At 43.8% G+C, this 19,606-nt stretch carries 19 protein-coding genes; 14 read left to right on the top strand and 5 right to left on the bottom strand.

The annotated features are described in order from the left end of the window. The first annotated feature begins 58 nt into the window (after positions 1-58). Together ACXAFM_RS00280 and bcp are read left to right on the top strand one after the other, a co-directional pair. Complete coding sequence (locus ACXAFM_RS00280) at positions 59-622, top strand: glycine cleavage system transcriptional repressor (RefSeq protein ID WP_474825844.1); 564 nt, start codon at positions 59-61, stop codon at positions 620-622. Next, positions 600-1,064 (top strand): thioredoxin-dependent thiol peroxidase, encoded by a 465-nt coding sequence (gene bcp / locus ACXAFM_RS00285; protein ID WP_474825846.1) that lies wholly within the window; start codon positions 600-602, stop codon positions 1,062-1,064. Before ACXAFM_RS00280 ends, bcp begins: the two co-directional genes overlap by 23 nt. A gap of 67 nt (positions 1,065-1,131) precedes the next feature. Here bcp and ACXAFM_RS00290 read toward each other — a convergent pair whose 3' ends face one another. After that, positions 1,132-2,205 carry an AI-2E family transporter gene (locus ACXAFM_RS00290; RefSeq protein ID WP_474825848.1) on the bottom strand — a complete coding sequence of 358 codons (1,074 nt, stop codon included), beginning with the start codon at positions 2,203-2,205 and terminating at the stop codon, positions 1,132-1,134. Positions 2,206-2,589: 384 nt separating this feature from the next. On the opposite strand from ACXAFM_RS00290, the gene bepA reads away from it, so the two are divergent. Then, on the top strand, positions 2,590-4,053 hold the full coding sequence (bepA, locus tag ACXAFM_RS00295; protein ID WP_474832644.1) for a beta-barrel assembly-enhancing protease: 1,464 nt from the start codon (positions 2,590-2,592) through the stop codon (positions 4,051-4,053). A 45-nt stretch (positions 4,054-4,098) separates the two neighbouring features. Here bepA and ACXAFM_RS00300 read toward each other — a convergent pair whose 3' ends face one another. Further along, complete coding sequence (locus ACXAFM_RS00300; RefSeq protein ID WP_474832647.1) at positions 4,099-4,617, bottom strand: TlpA family protein disulfide reductase; 519 nt, start codon at positions 4,615-4,617, stop codon at positions 4,099-4,101. A 213-nt stretch (positions 4,618-4,830) separates the two neighbouring features. Here ACXAFM_RS00300 and arsC point away from each other — a divergent pair, with 213 nt between their 5' ends. The 4 genes from arsC (at position 4,831) to ACXAFM_RS00320 (ending at position 8,349) form a co-directional block, all read left to right on the top strand. Beyond that, a complete protein-coding gene (gene arsC, locus ACXAFM_RS00305; protein ID WP_474832649.1) occupies positions 4,831-5,184 on the top strand; it encodes an arsenate reductase (glutaredoxin) in 354 nt (117 codons plus the stop codon). After that, entirely contained in the window at positions 5,184-5,792 is a 609-nt protein-coding gene (wrbA, locus tag ACXAFM_RS00310) for an NAD(P)H:quinone oxidoreductase (RefSeq protein ID WP_474832650.1), read from the top strand. Before arsC ends, wrbA begins: the two co-directional genes overlap by 1 nt. 73 nt (positions 5,793-5,865) lie before the next feature. Beyond that, positions 5,866-6,288, top strand: a complete 423-nt coding sequence (locus tag ACXAFM_RS00315) for a DUF2069 domain-containing protein (RefSeq protein ID WP_474832654.1) — start codon at positions 5,866-5,868, stop codon at positions 6,286-6,288. 93 nt (positions 6,289-6,381) lie between these two features. Then, the gene (locus ACXAFM_RS00320) at positions 6,382-8,349 is read left to right on the top strand and encodes a hypothetical protein (protein WP_474832657.1); all 1,968 of its coding nucleotides are present in this window, start codon (positions 6,382-6,384) and stop codon (positions 8,347-8,349) included. 129 nt (positions 8,350-8,478) lie between these two features. Here the strand turns inward: ACXAFM_RS00320 and hda are convergent, their stop codons facing one another. After that, positions 8,479-9,216 (bottom strand): DnaA regulatory inactivator Hda, encoded by a 738-nt coding sequence (gene hda / locus ACXAFM_RS00325; protein ID WP_474832660.1) that lies wholly within the window; start codon positions 9,214-9,216, stop codon positions 8,479-8,481. A 6-nt stretch (positions 9,217-9,222) separates the two neighbouring features. Continuing rightward, the gene (locus ACXAFM_RS00330) at positions 9,223-10,659 is read right to left on the bottom strand and encodes a DUF2066 domain-containing protein (protein ID WP_474832662.1); all 1,437 of its coding nucleotides are present in this window, start codon (positions 10,657-10,659) and stop codon (positions 9,223-9,225) included. 303 nt (positions 10,660-10,962) lie between these two features. Between ACXAFM_RS00330 and purM the strand changes: the two genes are divergently transcribed. From purM to ACXAFM_RS00355, 5 genes are all read left to right on the top strand, one after another. Beyond that, positions 10,963-12,003 (top strand): phosphoribosylformylglycinamidine cyclo-ligase, encoded by a 1,041-nt coding sequence (gene purM, locus ACXAFM_RS00335; RefSeq protein WP_474832665.1) that lies wholly within the window; start codon positions 10,963-10,965, stop codon positions 12,001-12,003. Beyond that, the gene (gene purN / locus ACXAFM_RS00340) at positions 12,000-12,650 is read left to right on the top strand and encodes a phosphoribosylglycinamide formyltransferase (RefSeq protein ID WP_179983569.1); all 651 of its coding nucleotides are present in this window, start codon (positions 12,000-12,002) and stop codon (positions 12,648-12,650) included. Before purM ends, purN begins: the two co-directional genes overlap by 4 nt. Further along, positions 12,610-13,362 (top strand): DUF3108 domain-containing protein, encoded by a 753-nt coding sequence (locus tag ACXAFM_RS00345; RefSeq protein WP_474825871.1) that lies wholly within the window; start codon positions 12,610-12,612, stop codon positions 13,360-13,362. Before purN ends, ACXAFM_RS00345 begins: the two co-directional genes overlap by 41 nt. Positions 13,363-13,773: 411 nt before the next feature. Beyond that, positions 13,774-16,236, top strand: coding sequence for an acyl-CoA dehydrogenase FadE (fadE, locus tag ACXAFM_RS00350; RefSeq protein WP_474832668.1), 2,463 nt, complete (start codon positions 13,774-13,776; stop codon positions 16,234-16,236). Then, positions 16,220-16,927 carry a CAP domain-containing protein gene (locus ACXAFM_RS00355; RefSeq protein ID WP_474832670.1) on the top strand — a complete coding sequence of 236 codons (708 nt, stop codon included), beginning with the start codon at positions 16,220-16,222 and terminating at the stop codon, positions 16,925-16,927. Before fadE ends, ACXAFM_RS00355 begins: the two co-directional genes overlap by 17 nt. Before the next feature lie 26 nt (positions 16,928-16,953). Here ACXAFM_RS00355 and ACXAFM_RS00360 read toward each other — a convergent pair whose 3' ends face one another. Continuing rightward, positions 16,954-17,589 (bottom strand): response regulator transcription factor, encoded by a 636-nt coding sequence (locus tag ACXAFM_RS00360; RefSeq protein WP_474832673.1) that lies wholly within the window; start codon positions 17,587-17,589, stop codon positions 16,954-16,956. A gap of 174 nt (positions 17,590-17,763) precedes the next feature. Between ACXAFM_RS00360 and cmoA the strand changes: the two genes are divergently transcribed. After that, positions 17,764-18,495, top strand: coding sequence for a carboxy-S-adenosyl-L-methionine synthase CmoA (cmoA, locus tag ACXAFM_RS00365; RefSeq protein ID WP_474832675.1), 732 nt, complete (start codon positions 17,764-17,766; stop codon positions 18,493-18,495). A 57-nt stretch (positions 18,496-18,552) separates the two neighbouring features. Then, positions 18,553-19,566, top strand: a complete 1,014-nt coding sequence (cmoB, locus tag ACXAFM_RS00370) for a tRNA 5-methoxyuridine(34)/uridine 5-oxyacetic acid(34) synthase CmoB (protein WP_474832678.1) — start codon at positions 18,553-18,555, stop codon at positions 19,564-19,566. Positions 19,567-19,606: the final 40 nt, after the last annotated feature.

The raw sequence follows: 19,606 nt of genomic DNA on the forward strand, positions 1-19,606 counted from the left end.
GACTTACGAAAAAACTCTGTGCTAACATCCCGACATTATTACCATTGAAGTGAAGAAGATGTCGAAACACCAACTTATCGTTACCATTCTAGGTACAGACAACACTGGCATCCTCAGCGAAATTGCAACAACGGTATCAGAAGCTCAGTGCAATATTTTAGATAGCAGACAAGCTATTTATGGCAAAGAGTTCTCGTTGACTATGATAATCGAGGGAACACAGACTGCCATTACAAAGGCAGAGTGTATACTTCCTGCATTGTTTCAGCGCCTTGATTTACTATCTATGATGAAGCGAACAAGCCATCATGAGAAACAGAATCTCGCGCATCTCTTTAATGTTGAATTTAGTGGTGAAGATGCGGCGGGCCTTATCAAGGCTGTTACCGGCTTTTTCGCACAGCGAAATGCCATGATTAGTGCGTTTAGGCAGCGTACCTACAACGATAAAGTCACTGGAAAAGATAACATGCGATGCAAATTTGTTGTTTCGCTTCCGTCAGATGAAAGTATTGATCTTTTAGAATCTGATCTAATGTCCCTGTTCGAATCGTTAAACGTGACAGGCAAAGTAGTAGACAAACACAAAAAGGATCCCAATGAAAACGTTACAAGCTGGTGATAAAGCTCCACTATTCTCATTGCAGAACCAAAATGACGAAGCCGTATCTTTAGCTGACTACGCAGGTAAAAAAGTGCTTGTGTATTTTTACCCTAAGGCAATGACGCCAGGCTGTACGGTGCAGGCACAGGGTTTACGTGATGTTAAAGACGAACTGACCGCGAAGAACGTGGTTGTGTTGGGCATAAGCCCAGATGCGGTTAAGCGACTGCCTAAGTTTATAGAAAAAGAAAACCTTAATTTCACCCTGCTATCTGATGAAGACCATGCCGTTGCCGACGCATTTGGTGTGTGGGGACCTAAAAAGTTCATGGGTAAGGAATATGATGGTATTCACCGTCAAACTTTCTTGATAGACGAGAACGGTGTAATTGAGCATGTTTTCAATAAGTTCAAAACAAAAGAACACCACACGGTTGTTCTTGATTACCTGAACAGCTAAATTTCTTACTTAGAAAAAAAGCCCCAATAACGTAAAGCTATCGGGGCTTTTTTACACTTAGCGTTTGCTACTTTGCCTCTTCGGGAACTGCAACAGGATTGCTTGACCATGCAGTAACCACAGCTTTTACCAGCGTAGCAAGTGGTATGGCGAAAAACACCCCCCAAAAACCCCAAAGGCCACCAAAGACTAAAACAGCAACAATAATATAAAGTGGGTGAAGACTTACCGCTTCAGAGAATAATAGCGGAACCAATAAATTACCATCTAATGCCTGAATAATGCCGTAGGCAATCATTAGGTACCAAAACTCTGGCGATATTCCCCACTGAAACATTGCAACAACCGCGACAGGTATTGTGACCACTGCAGCACCGATATATGGAATGAGTACAGAAAAGCCCACTAAAACGCCTAGCAAAATGGCATAACGCAAATCCATAAGAACAAAAGTCACACAACTCGCTACACCCACTATAATAATCTCAATCACTTTCCCTCGTATATAATTAGCGATTTGAGAATTCATTTCGTGTCCCACTTGGGTAATTAAGCGACGTTCTTTTGGCAATAAACGAGAAATGCTATCTAGAAAGAAAAGCTTGTCTTTCAACATGAAAAATACCATCAAGGGCACCAGCACCATATAAACTAGCAGTGCGGCTAAATTGGCGATATTACTGAACGAAGCGGAAATCAGGGTTTCTCCTACTTCTACCAGCTTTTCATTTAACCCTTCCATCATCTGATGGATTTGATAAACCTGTACGTAATCTGGGTATTTATCAGGTAGCGTTAAGATCCATTCTTGGGCCTTTTGCCAAATTAACGGCGTTTCTTGAATAAGATTCACGCTCTGCTTTGAGATAATTGGAACCAATCCAATCAGGGTTAAAATAGTGATAGTGATAAATCCGAGCATAACCACGCCGCATGCCAGAGTTCGGCTAACGCCAGCACTCACCAAACGACTTACCGGCCAGTCAAGCAAATAAGCTATAACCGCTGCAACCAGTACAGGCATAATTAGCTCGCCCCACAACAGCAATACTGTTGTGGTTAAAAGAATCAAAATGAGCAGCATTGCCGCGTCAGGGTCGGAAAATTTGCGTCGGTACCATCGACCAAAAACGCTAATCATAGAAATGCCTAGAAATAACCAAGAATAGGACACGCATCATAGTTGATAGCACTAGCAATTAGCAATAAGTAGTAGTTAAGAATCTTTCAAAATCAAACTGGTATGATGTTTTTACAGTATAGCTATTACTGTGTAGAGTAATAGTATCGACAAATGTTAAATAAAGCGCGCTAGCTTGTCGTAATATGTGGTAAGCGGATGGCTAGGACACTCATTAGCTGAAAATTCTGCTAAGCAGTTGTTTAACACGAGTATTCAACACTAGTTTGGAAAATCTTGTCCACTCAAAAAGTGGTTAAAAGAAAAAATAAAATTTGAAACTGTTTAGCAACTTAGTGCTCTAAGTGTTATGCAGTATTAACCATATACAATTATTGTAGGTTCATGAGAAAACATTTTTCAGCGTCTTTAGTCGCCCTTTCTTTCGTGCTCACATTGAGCTTAACGGCCGTTGCACAAGATGCCAATTACAACAATAAAAATACGCTGCCCGAAATAGGCGTGGTTGCCTCAGATGCCATATCACTTGATAAAGAGATGATCGTAGGCGATGCCGTAATGCGCCAAATGCGCGGACAAAGTCCCATTATTTCAGACCCTGTATTAGATGAGTATTTGCAAGATATTGGCAATCGTTTAGTGGTGCATGCCGACAACGCAAAATTTCCCTTTGAGTTTTTCTGGGTTAACAACGATGCCATAAATGCATTCGCGTTTTTCGGCGGTCATATCGGTGTTCATTCAGGGTTAATGCGTAGGGCTAAAAATGAAAGCGAATTGGCTTCGGTGCTGGCGCACGAAATCTCTCACGTTACCCAGCGACACATTGCGCGACGTATGCAGGCACAAAAGCGCTCGTCGCCTTTAGCATTGGCTTCGCTGATTGGTGGTGTTCTTATCGCCATGGCTAACCCAGAAGCTGGGATCGCTGCCATGCAAGCAGGCTCAGCGGCATCGGCCCAGTTACAAATTGATTACACGCGAACAAATGAACAAGAGGCAGACCGAATTGGTATTGCAATGCTGGCAAGAGCTGGTTATGACCCAACTGCTGCAGCCTCTTTCTTCTCTACTATGGCAGAAGAGTATCGTATGGTTTCTAAGCCGCCTGCGCGTCTTCTAACCCACCCCTTAACCGAAACCCGTATAGCAGACGCGAGAAGCCGAGCTGCTGATTACCCCAAACGCTTCCTACCGATTAACAAACAATTTGAATTAGCGAAAGCAAGAATAAAAGCACGCTATTCGTTTAAGGCTGATTACGCTGTCGAGTACTTTGAAGCAGCGGTAGAACAAGATGTTCAGCGGAGTAAAGAAGCATCCCTATACGGTTTAGCACTTGCCTACATGCGAAACGAAAAAATTGATAAAGCAAAAAAAGTGATGGATAAGCTTATTGCCGGCGATAGCGATAACCTTTTCTATCTTGATGCTATGACAGATATTTACATCTCTTTGGGACAACCTTTGAAAGCCATAGAAATGCTAACGCCTCATGTTAAGCACAATCCGAGAAATCAGGTTCTAGCGCTAAATCAGGCGAATGCCTACATCAGTGCACAGAAGTATGACGACGCTATTTCGTTACTTAAAGATTTTCTACTGGTTAGGAAGGATTATCAAATAGCCCACCAATTGATGAGTGAAGCGTATCAAAAAGCTAAGCAGTTTTCGCAGATGCATCAAAGCAAAGCTGAAGTCTATGCCCTTTATGGCGCCTACAATCGCGCAGTGGATGAGCTTCAGTACGCATACAATTTTGCTGGTGACAATCACCTTGCGAAACAGCGGATTAGGGCGCGCATAAAGCAGTTTCGCGAGCAAGAGGAACGCTTAGAAAGGCTGTAATGAGAAAGCGTGAAGCACTGACATAAGCCTCAAATTTGGGTTTCATTAGTCAGTGTTGCCAGTACCTTTTAACTCTCTGAGGCGTTGATGTAAACTTGATGCCGTCACTTCCCCCATCATCGTATCTTTTACATTGCCATCTGGGCCCACGATAAAAGTAGCAGGTAAATATGGGGGCTTGGACATAGGAAGTTTGGTATCAGAAGTGCTAACAATTACTGGCAGCGCAATACCGTACTTTTTTGTCATCTCTATCAGCTCAGCCTTTGTTTTGGGGTCATAGTTCACTGCAAATAGTTGGGTATCATCAGGCAAGGATTGATTAAATGACGCTAATTCAGGCATCTCTCGAAGACATGGCGCACACCAAGGCGCGAAGTAGTTCACAACAATCCATTGCCCCTCAAGTTCACTCCAACTATAAGTTTTACCTTTCAAGGTTTCAAAATCACTCTGAAGACTTTTAAAGGTAAATACCCCAGCTAGGGCAGCGGTAGTAAAAAGGATAATAAGAAGAAGCGCTTTAGCTTTACCCACATTGCGATTTAATGGTGAGAACGACATGCAACCCTCTAATTACTTTTTATTTTGAACATAGTGCCAGATTCTATTCCCCTTCTCTAATAGTATTTCAAGCGTCACTATTACGCGTTTAACGGATTGTTGCGGCGTATAATATATTGCTCACTTTAGTAACAACTAGGTGTAAACTGCTTGATATTAGGAAGCAAAAACGCAATAGTTCGCGCAAAAGTTATAACCTTAAGAAGGGCTCGTATGTCAAACATAACAATTATTCACAATCCACGCTGCTCCAAAAGCAGACAAACGCTTGCGCTACTTGAAGAAAAAGGCGAAGCGCCAGTTGTTGTTGAGTATTTAAAACACCCCCTAGATGCACAAGCGCTTAAAGCAATATTTAAAAAACTTAACCTTGAATCGGTTAGGGATATGATGCGTATAAAAGAGACAGAGTACAAAGACGCTAATTTAGGGGACGATGCATTGTCTGATGAAGCACTTTTTGATGCCATGGCTCAGACGCCTAAGCTAATCGAACGCCCGATTGTTATCAAAGGCGAGAAAGCACGTATCGGTCGACCGCCTGAATCGATATTGGACATTTTGTAGTGCGGCCCGTTCTTGTACTTTATTACAGCCGACATGGCAGCACCAAACGTTTAGCTGATGCTATTGCACAGGGAATATCATCACAAAATGTGCCGGTTATAGTACGCACAGTTAAAAGTATTAACGAATCGAGCAGCACTTCTGAAGATGTCTCAATTGATGCTTCTAATACAGTCCCTGAGGTTACACTTCAAGAACTTGAGCAATGTAGCGCACTGGCCCTTGGTAGCCCTACTCGCTTTGGCAATATGGCCGCGCCTGTTAAACACTTTTTAGACTCAACTAGCAGTCAATGGCTAAAAGGAGCATTGATCGATAAACCTGCCTGCGTATTTACATCATCTTCATCGATGCATGGTGGGCAAGAGTCAACGTTACTTTCAATGATGGTGCCACTTATTCATCACGGGATGATAATTTGCGGATTACCGTACAGTGAGCCTGAATTGCACAACACAACCATGGGTGGTAGTCCGTACGGTGTTACCCACGTAGCACACCACAGTTTGAGTGCGCCAGAACAGCTAAGCGAAGAAGAGAAAGCGCTGTGCATTGCGCAAGGTAAGCGCTTGGCTACGTTTGCGAAAAAGCTAGAAAATGGCGATTGAATCGCGGCACAACAGGCGCGCTTTGACTTAATTTAAGATAAACATTAAAACCTGATTTTTTCGGAGAATAAACATGGGACCAGATACGCGTTTTTTTCGCTATCTAGCATTAATAAGCCATACTGGGTTGATAGTATGGATTACCCTTTGGCAATTTACATTTACTAAAGCGCATACATACTCCCCCTTATTTATTGCCTTATTTTATATTTTACCTTTATTGTTACCCTATTGGGGTGTTTTAAAAGGCAAGCCTTATACTCACGCTTGGGCAAACTTTGTTGTTTTATTCTACCTAATTCACGGCTGTACTGTCGCATATGCAGTACCTGATGAACGCTGGTATGCGGTAGTAGAAATAATCTTGTGCACCGGAATGTTTGTTGGCTGTAGTGCATTCGCCCGAAAACGTGGTCGCGAATTAGGGTTAGGTCTTAAAAAGCTAAAAGAAGAAATGCAGGAAGAAAAAGCGCGTTTCGAACAAAGCAAGCAATAGCTTATAGTCTTCAACCCTACCGGTAAGTTAAAAAATGCCAGCGTGTAAAATACAAAGCAAAGCGCATTAAAAAATAATTATTAAGGGGTTGAGATGGCACGCCGTTTAACAGAGTTCTTATCAATATTTATTTCTGTAATTTTACTTGCAGCGTGCGGAGGTTCAGGGTCAAACGACAGTTCAGCACCTGCTTTGCCCGCCCCAACGCCAACAATCAGGATTTCAGGTTCTACCACTGCGGTTGTTGGCGATGCCGTTGACTTCGTTGTTACCGCCCCAAATGGCATGATAGTCACCGATATAAACTGGCAAGTTTCAGGCATGGAAACGCAGCCGCTCAATGCCCATACCCAAGCTATTGGTTTTGATGCTACTTCTTCTGGCAGTTTCGATATTTCTGTGAATGTGAGTCTGGAAAACGGCGCAACACTGTCTGATACTTTAACACTGCAAGTCAATGAAAACACGGCACCATTGGCTGCGTTACGGTTAGGTCATGAAGCCTCAGAGGGTGGAAGAGTTTCTCTGCGCGTCGACACGGTTAATGCGCAAGGCTTAAATATTGCTGGTATAGAGTGGCGCCAGCGCTCAGGTGCCACGGTCAATAGTTTCAATTACGATGAGGGCGATTACTCTCATTCTATCTACTTTCAAGCCCCCAGTGTCAATAGCGACGCTGTCATAGAAATTGAAAGTATCGTTACGCTTTCAAACGGCGACGTAGTCACTGACGTTGCCCAAGTGTTGGTCAAAAACATTGACGTTAATCGTAATGGCTATTTCGTTGATGATGAAACGAGCATTCCAGAAACCGTCAGTGCGCATATGCAGCCCTATCGTGTGAATAGCCCTTATGCTTCTGCGCTGAACGATTGCGTATACAACAACCAGGTATCAAGCAGTTGTAGCTTCTCCAAACTACCTTTGATTGGTCAAGTGACAGAAAACCCGACTATTGACGATATTTTAGATAGAGCATATGTGTCACACCCTTGGATGGGTGATGCATTTAAAGCATTCTTAGAGACATCGGCCACTCGTGACGACATGTTACAACTGCTGCGGGCAACAAATGCTATTGTTATATCCTACGACATTCGCCCTTCTTTTTATTGGGTTGCCACAGGTGCTATATATTTAGACGCCAACAATTTCTGGCGTACGCCGCAAGAGCGGGATACGTTGAACACTCGGCCTGACTACAGAAGCGGCTTTGGTAGTGATTTGGATTTCACAACGTCGTGGAGGTATGTAAAAGATGGCGCCTACTATTTTCCTATTATCAGCACTTCAAATGTCGCAGAGCGACAATCACGAAGCACGCTAGATATTGAAGCCGCGCTGAGCTATTTGCTATATCACGAACTGGCTCACGCCAACGATTTTTTTGATCATACAGAATGGCTGCAGCTAAGTGGCAACGCGAGTCCTCTTTCTTCTTATGACGATACTTCACCTATTTCGACCGGGCTAACATCTTCTTTACCCTTAAGATCTTCGCAGCTACATGCACTTGCAGAAGTGATGTATGGCGGAACAACGGCATCGAGTGCGCAGCGAAATTACACAGCGTTGCAGGTTGCTAATTGGTTTGAAGAAGACGCTGCGGTAACCTTCTACGCTTACTTTACAGAGCGAGAAGACCTTGCCACCTTGTTTGAACGATTCATGATGCTTTATCGCCTTGAGGCGGAGGCTGATGTTGGTGTATTCACACGTGAGACACTGGAAGATGGTACATTTATACCCACCTGGGCACAGCGAAATCGCGTGAGTGATGATAACGTTACTCAGCGCGTAGATTATGTAGTGAGTAGGATCTTACCTGAACTCAATGTGCCTGTTATACAAGCTTCGTTACCTGCACCCTACCTTCTTCCTAATGATGTGACATGGCGTGAGTCTGCATCTAGTGCCAATCCGAATGAGCAATCGGATGTTAATGATGTGCTTATACAAAGCAATAAGGAGCAAACAATAACTTCTAGTCACAATTCGATGACATTGGCTGAAGAGTTTGCTGCTACCTCTAGGCATAGCAGCAAGAAAGCAAAGCATTAGTTGATGTATGGTTTAAGTTGAGATTCGAATCATCAGTAATGTAACTTAACTGTTACTATTTATCGCTTACACGTGAGTGTGGCTTGCAAATGCGCGCATTTAATAATTCAGATCAAGCGCCCGCTTTAACTAATTTAGGTTAAGCTCACGCTTAACCATGCCCACCGACAAGCGTTTTTGTTCTTGGAGTGAGCGTGTGTCTAAACGGGCTAGTAAAGACATGAGACTTTTTAAATCGCGTTTACTGTGGTGTAAAAGAAACTGTAATGCTTGGTTTGAAAGCTTTAGGCCCCGTTCTTCGGCACGCAGCCGTACAGCCTCTTCACGGCCACTATCATCCAGCTGATTCACGTGATAGATAACGCCCCATGCCAAACGGGAACGCAAGTCGGGTAGTGAAAATGCCGGGTTTGACGGGCCTAGATGGCTGGTACAAATAACCATGGCTTGCTTGGCTTCCATAACGCGATTGAATAAATCAAATAGCGCTTCTTCCCAGCGTTTATCACCTGCTATAGCGTGTATATTATCTAATGCGATAAGCGATAGATTTTCCAGCCCCTCGAAGATATCTAATGACCACGCTTTAAAGTCATTAAGATTTAAATACAGGTGATTAACCGACCTGCCTGCCAACTGGTGGCATGTAGCAAACAGTAAATGGCTTTTACCAACGGCACTGCTACCTAATAAGGTGAGTAAAGGAAGTTGCAGCGACGCTAACGCGCTCAACTTCGAGGCGTCTCGCCAAAGTGGCTGCGCTTGTGAGATCTGCTCAAGCACTGAAACCACTTCTTCATTACCTGTGGAAACGAAACTATCAAAGTTTTCATCGACAGGTAACGTAACAGGCAAAGGCAGCTGCATGCTAGTTTAATTACTCCAATAAAAGCTGTTGCCGTTAACGGTTTGTCCGTAGGCGTCGGTTACAGGGCGTAACTTATTTTCTAGTTTAACGCTATTAAGTAAATCATCAACGGTACCCACTAAAGTTAACGAGTAGGTTGCCACTGTGCCTGACTGTTCAATAAGTGTCGCGCTCTCAATAACGCTTAAACTGTTTAAGTAGTCTGTGGCGCTGGCATAGCTTGAAATTGAGCCAATGTTAGCGATTGAGACCTCGATCACCTCGCGCTCAGACTCCTCAATCCCCACAACCGCATAAAGCGATGACAAGTAATTTGAGTATGCGTCAATCAGTTGATTACCCAAAGCTTCCGGTGAATCACCATAAATGCTGCCGTAACTTACTTTACCACCGCCGATGAATACCCAATCCAGCGCGAAGTTACCTTCATCTGCTCGCTTCGCGTAATTGGTAAATTCGTCCATGGTAAATGGCATTGTCATAGTTTCTACTTGTCCCACAGGCTGAGCTTGACCAGTATTTCCTTCAAGCTGAGTACCTGAGACTTCATCATAACTTTCCTCGTTACCAATCACGGAGAGGCGTTCTGCGTTCGCTGAATCGTTGATTTGTTCATCGGGCAACGAATCTGCATTGCGGTGATCGTAAACACCCTGCTGATCATTTTGACGACTAATCTGCGCCTCACCATTAAGCACATTATCCAATGACTCAACTGTACCAGACGGTATCACGTTTGCAGGCAACTCAGGAATGGCACTCGGGTCATTGCGATAAACTCTGGCACCGATAATGTTGTCGACGCTATAACGCTTGGAAGCTTTTCTTAGCGGCTCTACAAATCGTCCCCACACGTCATAGGTAGAAATATTGACGTTATCGGTTAAATCCATCAACGGTAAGCTGAGAGGTAACCCACGCTCTTTGGCTGTTTGCTTCAAGGCATTCTGTAGCCCCGTATCAAGTGACTCATCAAGGATAGTATGAGTCTCGCTTTCGTCTTCAAGAGCCAGCCACACTATGGTCTCGGGACGTCTATCACCCCATAACGGAAGCAGTTCTCGCTGCAAAATTTCATTGAGTTTCGCTTGGTCGAATTCAGCAATGTAATAGGTTCTGTTGTTATCAAACGCAAAGCGATATGAGCGTAATAGCGATTGAGGCGATGTTAATGCCGCTCTCACACCCGCATTATCGAGAACACTCGTGCTGCCCGACATTTTGATGAATACTTGCTTTAGCGCTTTTTTGAGTGCTGTTTGTTGAGTACGCTGTGTTTGATCTTCAACTTGAATTTGCGCTTCATTAACAACAACGCGCTGAGCGGCGTGCGTGACTGCACTGTAGTTAAGTATTGCAATAAGGGAGACACTCAGTATTCGTTTCAAACTTATTCTCTGCTTGTTTGTCTTATCGGTGTTACGCATTACTGCCGTCAACATTGACACTCCATACTCTCTAAAATTCAATTCCTTACCCACCCAATTATGAGCCATACACATTTCAAATAAAGCTTGAAAGCTGCACAACGTTCAGGTTATTTACTCCGAATATCAGAGCAAACCAAATTATTAAGCAAGATGTTCACCAAAAGGTAGCGCTCTATTGTCTTTTATATTCGGTTTAATTTCATCCTTAAAATAAAAAAGATCAAAAAGGGCATAAAATAGCCGTCACAAATTGGACTTGTGCCGACTTGCTGGTAGAATCCGCGGTTTTCTACCTCTTAGTTTCAGGGCCCAACCGTGAGCGAAAATAAAACCTCTTTAAGTTACAAAGATGCAGGCGTAGATATCGATGCAGGCAATCAACTTGTTGAACGCATCAAATCAGTTACCAAGAAAACCCACAGACCAGAAGTAAAAGGTAATTTGGGTGGTTTTGGTGCACTTTGCGAACTACCTACAAAATACAAAAAGCCGCTACTTGTTTCAGGTACTGACGGCGTAGGTACTAAACTAAGAGTGGCAATGGATGCGAATCGTCACGACGGTGTAGGCATTGACCTTGTAGCAATGTGTGTAAACGACCTAATAGTGCAAGGTGCTGAACCGCTATTTTTCCTAGACTATTACGCAACAGGTAAGCTTGATGTTGACGTTGCGGCGTCAGTTGTTACTGGCATTGGTGCTGGGTGTGAACAGGCGGGATGTGCACTTATTGGCGGTGAAACCGCTGAAATGCCCGGTATGTATCACGATGGCGATTATGACATTGCGGGCTTCTGCGTTGGTGTAGTTGAGGCTGATAACGTTATTGACGGCACGAAGGTTAAACCTGGCCAGAAGCTCATTGCTTTAGGTTCGTCAGGCCCCCACTCAAACGGTTATTCATTAGTAAGAAAAATTATCGAAGTAAGCGGCGCTGATGTAAATGCTGACCTAAATGGTAAGCCAATCATTGACCAGCTGCTTGAGCCTACTCGCATTTACGTTAAGTCGGTATTGGCGTTGCTTGAAGAGGTTGAAGTTAGCGCAATTTCACACATTACAGGTGGCGGCTTCTGGGAAAACATCCCTCGCGTACTTCCTGAAGATGCGAAAGTGGTAATTGATGAAAGTTCGTGGGAATGGCCTGCTATCTTCTCTTGGCTACAAGAAAACGGTAACGTAACGCGCCATGAAATGTACCGCACCTTCAACTGTGGTGTTGGCTTAGTTATTGTTGTTGATGAAAGCGATACCGATGTAGCGCTAAACATCCTTAAGCAACATGGTGAAAATGCGTGGGTTATTGGTAACATCGCTGCAAAAGACGGCGAAGAGCAAGTAGAGATCAACGCGTGAGTAGTAGTGTAACTAAAATATGCGTACTTATTTCTGGTAATGGCAGTAATTTGCAGGCCATTATTGATGAAATAAAAGGCGGCCGTCTTAACGCTAAAATCAGCGGCGTAATTAGCAATCGTCCTAACGCTTATGGTCTTGAGCGCGCAAAAGAAGCAGGGATCGAAGCCGTGTGCCTTGACCACACTAATTTTGATACTCGCGAGTCTTATGACGAAGCACTTAAAGCACAAATTGATGCTTTTGGCGCTGACTGTGTTGTGCTTGCTGGCTTTATGCGCATCTTAACTCCAGAGTTCGTCGATAGCTTTGCTGGAAAATTAGTGAACATTCATCCATCTTTGTTGCCGAAGTATAAAGGTTTGAATACGCATCAGCGAGCCATCGACAATGGAGATAAAGAGCACGGTGTAAGTGTGCACTTTGTTACACCAGAGCTTGATGGTGGCCCGGTTATCATTCAAAGTCGTGTGCCTGTATTTGATGAAGACACAGCTAGCGACTTGGCTGAGCGTGTTCAGGAACAAGAACGCCGCATCTATCCGCTAGTACTGTCATGGTTTAGTGCTGGTCGATTATCGATGCGAAACAATAAGGCAGTTTTAGATGAGCAAGAACTACCAGAATCTGGTTATGCGAGCGATTAAGCCTTTTGCTGTTGGTGCACTGTTTGCGATATCCCTCTCCGGGAACGCGCAAACAATGTCCAGTGCAGAGAAAGCTGAGCTACCGCTTCAGCCTTACAAGGCTACTTATACGGCTTATAAGTGGGGAGATGATGTAGGAGAAGCGAATATTGAGCTTTCAAAGTTAGGCGACAAGCAATATTCCTTAATCTACACATCGAAGGTCTCAAAGTTTTTCTTGTCAGACAAGCGAAGCGAGCACTCAATCTTCGCGGTAAACGAGGAGACGGTTGTACCCTCTGAGTATTACTACAACCGCTCGGGAACTGGGCCGGATAAAGCGCTTAAAGTAACGTTTAGCCAGCAAGGTCAAGGCAAGATTGAAGTCGAAAATGGCGAAACCTTTGATTGGAACGGTGAGTTTGATAATCAAATTTATCGCATCGATTTAGCTAAGCAGCTAGCCGAAGGTAAAACGTCGCTAGACTATAACTTTGTTAACTATCGAGGTCAGCTACGTCACTATGGCGTTCAAGTGTTAGATGAAGAAGTATTGTCATTGCCTTTTGGAAAAGTTGAAGCAATTAAAGTAAAGCTTATTCGCGACTCTAAGAAACGTGAAACCTTTGCATGGTTCGCACCTTCGCTTAACTATACGCTAGTCAGACTTCAGCAGTTTAAAGAAGGTGATGAGCAAGGCGATATTAAGCTTAAGTCGTTTGAGATGCTGTAAAATATGCCAAGAAGACCCAATATTTTTTAAAAAACTTATCTAAATATTGATAAAGCACGCTCTGTTTAAAATTTAGGCGTGCTTTTTTACAAGCAAATTTCGATGAAATTTAGCTTTAGTGCATTCCCATCACAGCAATCCACCTAGATAATTGATATTTACAGTCGCACTTCATATTTTTAATCACCCTATATAAGTAACGTCTATACTCAACACTAGTGAAGCCCACTACCCTATTATTTATATCGTTGTTAATAGAATATTCATGTAAAAATCTTGATCTTTGCCCTATTAAATAATAGGTTTACAGCATGCTGGTCAGACCTCGATCATTGACGTTTTTCTATCGAAGCGTTTTGCAGGTCAGAGCGTATGGCAAGCGTAACGATTAACGCCTTTCAGGAGTGAAGTATGGCAGATTTTATATGGTTTTTACTGGTCGTTCTGACGCTAGCGATTGCTAGCTATCAGCGTACCAGCTTGGTAACGGCTGTTGCCATGGGCGCAGGTGTTATGATTTTAGGCACCCTTTTCGGTGATATCGGCCTGCTAGGCTGGGTAGTGTTCCTTGCTTTAACACTGCCGTTCACACTTGCTAATATCAGACAACAGCACATCTCTAAAAAGTTGCTAGCCTTCTATCGCAAGGTTATGCCGGAAATGTCGAGCACAGAACAAGAAGCTATTGATGCGGGTACCGTTTGGTGGGACGGCGATATCTTTAGCGGTAAGCCAGACTGGGACAAGCTTCATCGCATTCCTAAAGGCCGCTTAACCGCAGAAGAGCAAGCGTTCCTAGATGGCCCTTGTGACAAAGTTTGCTCTATGGTCGATGAATGGCAAATAAACCACAAAGATGCAGACCTACCTCCTGAAATCTGGCAGTTCTTAAAAGAACACAAATTCTTCGCCATGATCATCAAGAAAGAATACGGTGGTCTTGAATTTTCAGCCTACGCGCAATCACGTGTTCTGCAAAAGCTAGCAGGTGTAAGCGCGGTGCTATCAAGCACAGTCGGTGTACCAAATTCACTAGGCCCGGGTGAACTACTGCAGCACTATGGGACTAAAGAGCAGCAAGATCACTATTTACCTCGCCTTGCAGAGGGTGAAGAAATCCCTTGTTTCGCGTTAACTGGTCCTGAAGCAGGTTCAGATGCTGGCGCAATTCCAGATGTTGGTGTTGTTTGTAGAGGCGAATGGAACGGTGAAGAAGTACTGGGTATGCGCCTTACTTTTAACAAGCGCTATATCACTCTTGCACCTGTGGCTACAGTAATCGGCCTTGCTTTCAAACTTCAAGATCCTGAAGGCCTTCTTGGCGATAATAAAGAGCCGGGTATTACCTGTGCGCTTATCCCTCGCGACACTAAAGGTCTAGAAATTGGCCGTCGTCATTTCCCTCTTAATACGCCATTCCAAAATGGCCCTATCAAGGGTGAAGAAATCTTTGTACCTATCGATTACATTATCGGTGGTCCAGCGATGGCGGGTCGCGGATGGCGCATGCTTGTAGAATGTTTATCAGTAGGACGTTGTATTACCCTGCCTTCTTCTGCTGCTGGTGGCGCAAAATCTGTTTCACTTGCAACCGGTGCATATGCACGTATTCGTCGTCAGTTCCGTATGCCGGTAGGTCATATGGAAGGTGTTGAAGAAATGCTTGCGCGTATTGGTGGTAATGCTTACTTAATGGATGGCGTAACGCGCTTTTCAACAGTGGGTGTTGACCTAGGCGAGAAACCTTCTGTTATCTCGGCAATCTGTAAGTACCATTTAACTGAGAAAATGCGTCAAGTCATCAACGACTCGATGGATGTTCACGGTGGTAAAGGCGTAATGCTTGGGCCAAACAACTACTTGGGCCGCGGCTATCAAGGCGTACCTGTATCAATTACGGTTGAAGGTGCAAATATCCTTACTCGTAACATGATGATATTTGGTCAAGGCGCGATGCGTTGTCACCCATACGTGCTTAAGGAAATTGAAGCTGCATCTATTGAAGACAAGAAAGAGGCCCTTCAAGCGTTTGATAAGGCAGTATTCGGTCATATCGGCTTTGCGGTAGCTAACACGGTTCGCAGTATTTGGTTTTCATTAACCAATGGTGCGTTTAGCAGTGCACCATTTACTGATGAAACAGCGCGTTACTATAAACTGCTTCAAGGCTATAGCGCTAACCTAGCACTTCTTACTGATGTTTCTATGGGCGTACTTGGCGGTGACCTTAAGCGTCGCGAGCGCTTGTCTGCGCGTTTAGGTGATATTTTAAGTGGCCTTTACATGGGTAGCACTACTTTGAAACGCTTTGACGAAGAAGGTCGTTTGAAAGAAGATCTTCCGCTTCTTCATTGGGCGATGCAAACCACATTGCACGACATTGAAACTGCAATTGATGACTTCTTAGCGAACTTCCCTAACCGCGCAATTGCGGCAGCACTTCGCGTTATGGTTATTCCATTTGGTCGTCGTATTGGTAAGCCTTCTGATAAAACAGAACATGCTATTGCGCAAATGCTTCAAACGCCTTCTACTGCACGTAGCCGTTTAGGCTATGGCCAGTACCTCACCCGTGAGGAAGGAAGCTTATTTGGCGACCTTGAGCAGACTCTTGATGATGTATTAGCAAGTGAACCTATCTTCGAGCGCATTTGTAAGCACAAGAAAGCCAAGCTACCGTTCACGCGATTGGATGTATTGGCTGACGAAGCACTCGCTGAAGAAGTTATTAACGAAGAAGAAGCGAACTTGCTACGCAAGACGGAAGCAGGACGACTTCGCACCATCAACGTTGATGATTTCGATCACGAAGAATTAGTAGCGAAAGTTAATTCAACTTCAACTGCTAAGAAACGAGGTGGTAAAGCTGCTTAATTCAACCCCCAGAGCAAAAGGCCGCGAAAGCGGCCTTTTTTGTCAAAATCTCATTATAGCTACACTGATTACTCTAGCTGCACAAAGTAATAGCTTTGCCAACCCTGTAACCTGCGGTAATACGGAGCAAGCCAAAGCCTTATCTTTACTCATTGCTAACGATAAAGGGCAAAAGCGAAAACTCTTGCGGTGTAACCCAGCCCTTGTTGAATTAGCTGAAATTAAAGCAAAAGACATGGCCGAAAGAGGCTTGGTTTCGCACTTTTCGGGCGCAAGCCCAAATACTCGCATCCGAAATGCAGGGCTCACTCTACCTGAATACTATGGCGATGCTATGAGTAACCAAGTTGAGGCGCTAGCTGGAGGATATATTACCGCTGACAGTGTTTGGCATGCCTTAAAAACATCAACGACACATCGGCAGCATTTATTAGGCGAGCTTCCTTTTTATGAAGAACAAGACCAAATTGGCATCGCCTTTTATAAAGACTATTCAACACCCCATGTTGAATACTGGGCGGTCTATCTTACTAAGTTAGCTGATGCTTTGACTTCATCACAGGGCAGTACCTCGGGGGAGACGCTGTTGTTGAAACGCAAAAAGAAATTTGAGCATGTACCTGATAAAGGTTTGGGCATCGTAACCGAGGGCGGTGAGATTATTTTAAAGACAAAAAAACCGGATGAATAATCCGGCTTTTTTAATACATGATGCATTTAGCTAAGCTGAAGCTTATCCATCAGCAACACAGCCTGTGTACGTGTATTAATTTCAAGCTTACGCAATATAGCACTGATGTGCGCTTTGATTGTTGCTTCAGTAACGTTCATTTCATGAGCAATTTGCTTATTCATCAAGCCAGCTCTTAAATAAGAAAGCACCTGAATTTGTTTTGGCGTTAGTTCACGGAAGCGCTGAAGTAGTACTTTCAATTCATCATCAACTTTCTCAAGCTCTTCTTCCATGCCTTGCGGAAGCCACTTTTTGCCAGCAATGATGTCTACGATAGCTTGAGCCATTTCTCGTGTCTCAGAAACTTTAGGAATGAAGCCCTGTGCACCTAAGCTCATTACTTGCGCTACCACCTCAACCGTATCACTACCTGAAACTACACCGATAGGGATATTTGGATACTGTTCGCGTAGCGTGATAAGGCCGTTGAAATACTCACCGCCAGGCATGTTGAGGTCAAGAAGAACAAGCTCCACGCCTTCAAATTCGTTAAGCTTTGCCAATGCGTCGTCCAAGCTTCCAGCTTGAATTATCTGTGCATTATCAAAGTAAGGTTCCAACGCGCCGCTCAATGCTTCGCGAAACAATGGGTGATCGTCTGCAACTAGAATTCTCGTCATTAGCGTTACTGCTTCCTTTTTGTATTATCTGTATAGATTAATACTTTAGAATAGTAACTAAAAGACCTAAAACCGAAATTACGTGTAAAAAACTAACAAATTTAGTGTTTTCCATTGGCATTTACGTATCAGACGGTAAAATTGCGCCCCAAATTGGCTAATAGAAGATTCACAGTGAAGAAACACGACAATATTTATGCAAAGGCACTCAGTAAAGTAGATGACTTTAAATTTGATGAGTCTGTCGTTGATGTGTTTCCTGATATGATTCAGCGTTCAGTCCCTGGGTACGAAACCATTGTTCACACCATAGGCGAATTGGCTAAAACTGCAGTCACTTCAAATTCAGTAGTTTATGACCTTGGCTGTAGTTTAGGTGCTGCGAGTCTATCTGTAGCTAGGGCGCTGCCTAGCGAAACATGTAAAATTATAGGTGTGGATGCATCTGAAGCAATGGTTGAACGCTGTAAGCGTGTTGTTCAAACGTTTTCACTTCCAAACCCTATTTCCATACAGCATGGCTTTGCACAAGATATTGAGATAAGTAACGCGTCTATGGTTGTAATGAACTTTACTTTACAGTTTATTCCACCTGCTGACCGCGAGGCACTATTAAAACGCATTTACGATGGGTTAAACCCAGGCGGTATTTTAGTATTGTCAGAAAAAATTCGTCACCCTACCCTCAACGGAAACGAATTGCTTGTAGACTTACACCACCAATTTAAACGCGACAATGGGTACAGCGAGCTAGAAGTAAGTCAAAAACGCGCAGCGCTAGAGAAGGTCATGTTAACCGACACCTTCAATGAACATGAAACGCGCCTGAAACAAGTAGGGTTTGCTGATGTAGTGATGTGGTACAAGTGCTATAACTTTACGTCCATGGTAGCCATAAAAAGTTAGGCACTAGCGTCTTTCAAACTTCGCGTTATTTCGATTTCAATACATATAAAGAAGACTATGAGTAAACTAGAACAGACTTGGTTTAACGATTGCTACAAATCGTTGATAGACAGCCCTCTTTCACATTGGCTGCAAACCCTTCCTGCCCAAATGGACGACTGGCAGCGAAATGCTAAGCACGGCGAATTTGATAAATGGTGTCGCATGCTTGGAAAACTTCCTTCGACCTCTCCAAGCCATGTTGATCTTTCATCGAGCGTTTCGATAGGCACAAAAGACGATGTTAACGAATATACGCAAAAGCAAATAGAAGGTTTACTGAAACAATTTATGCCATGGCGTAAAGGGCCTTTTCACTTGCATGGCATTCACATAGATACAGAATGGCGTTCAGACTGGAAATGGGACCGTGTAGCTCCTCACATTGCCTCTTTAAAAGGCCGTAACGTTTTAGACGTAGGTTGTGGTAGTGGCTATCACATGTGGCGTATGCTTGGTGAAGGGGCCGAGAAAGTAGTGGGTATAGATCCTACTCAATTGTTTCTTATTCAGTTTCACGCAATTAAGCAATTTATCAGAAATTCCACTACGCTTTATTCCAACTCGCCCTGCGACAACATTCACTTTTTGCCATTAGGCATTGAAGAGATGCAGCCATTGAAAGCCTTTGACACTGTATTTTCGATGGGTGTGCTTTATCACCGCAAAGATCCTATGGCCTTTCTACAGCAGCTTAAAGATCAGCTAAGAAAAGGTGGGGAGTTAGTACTTGAGACACTTGTCGTTGATGGTGACGAAAACACTGTGCTAATGGCCGGTGAGCGTTATGCTCAAATGCGAAACGTTTGGTTTTTGCCGAGTACCGCCGCACTCTCTGTATGGCTAGGTCGCCTAGGATTTGAAAATATTCGCGTGGTAGATGTTAACCACACTACCCTAGACGAACAACGTGCAACGTCATGGATGGAATCGCAATCTTTGAAAGATTTTCTCGATCCAGAAGATATTACTCGCACCATTGAAGGCTACCCTGCACCACAACGGGCCGTAATCGTAGCGAACAAGAAGTAGCTCTTAGGGGAAACCCGCCAGTTAACCGATTGGCACAAAT

It is taken from the genome of Alteromonas sp. ABD4_190, assembly GCF_056160105.1.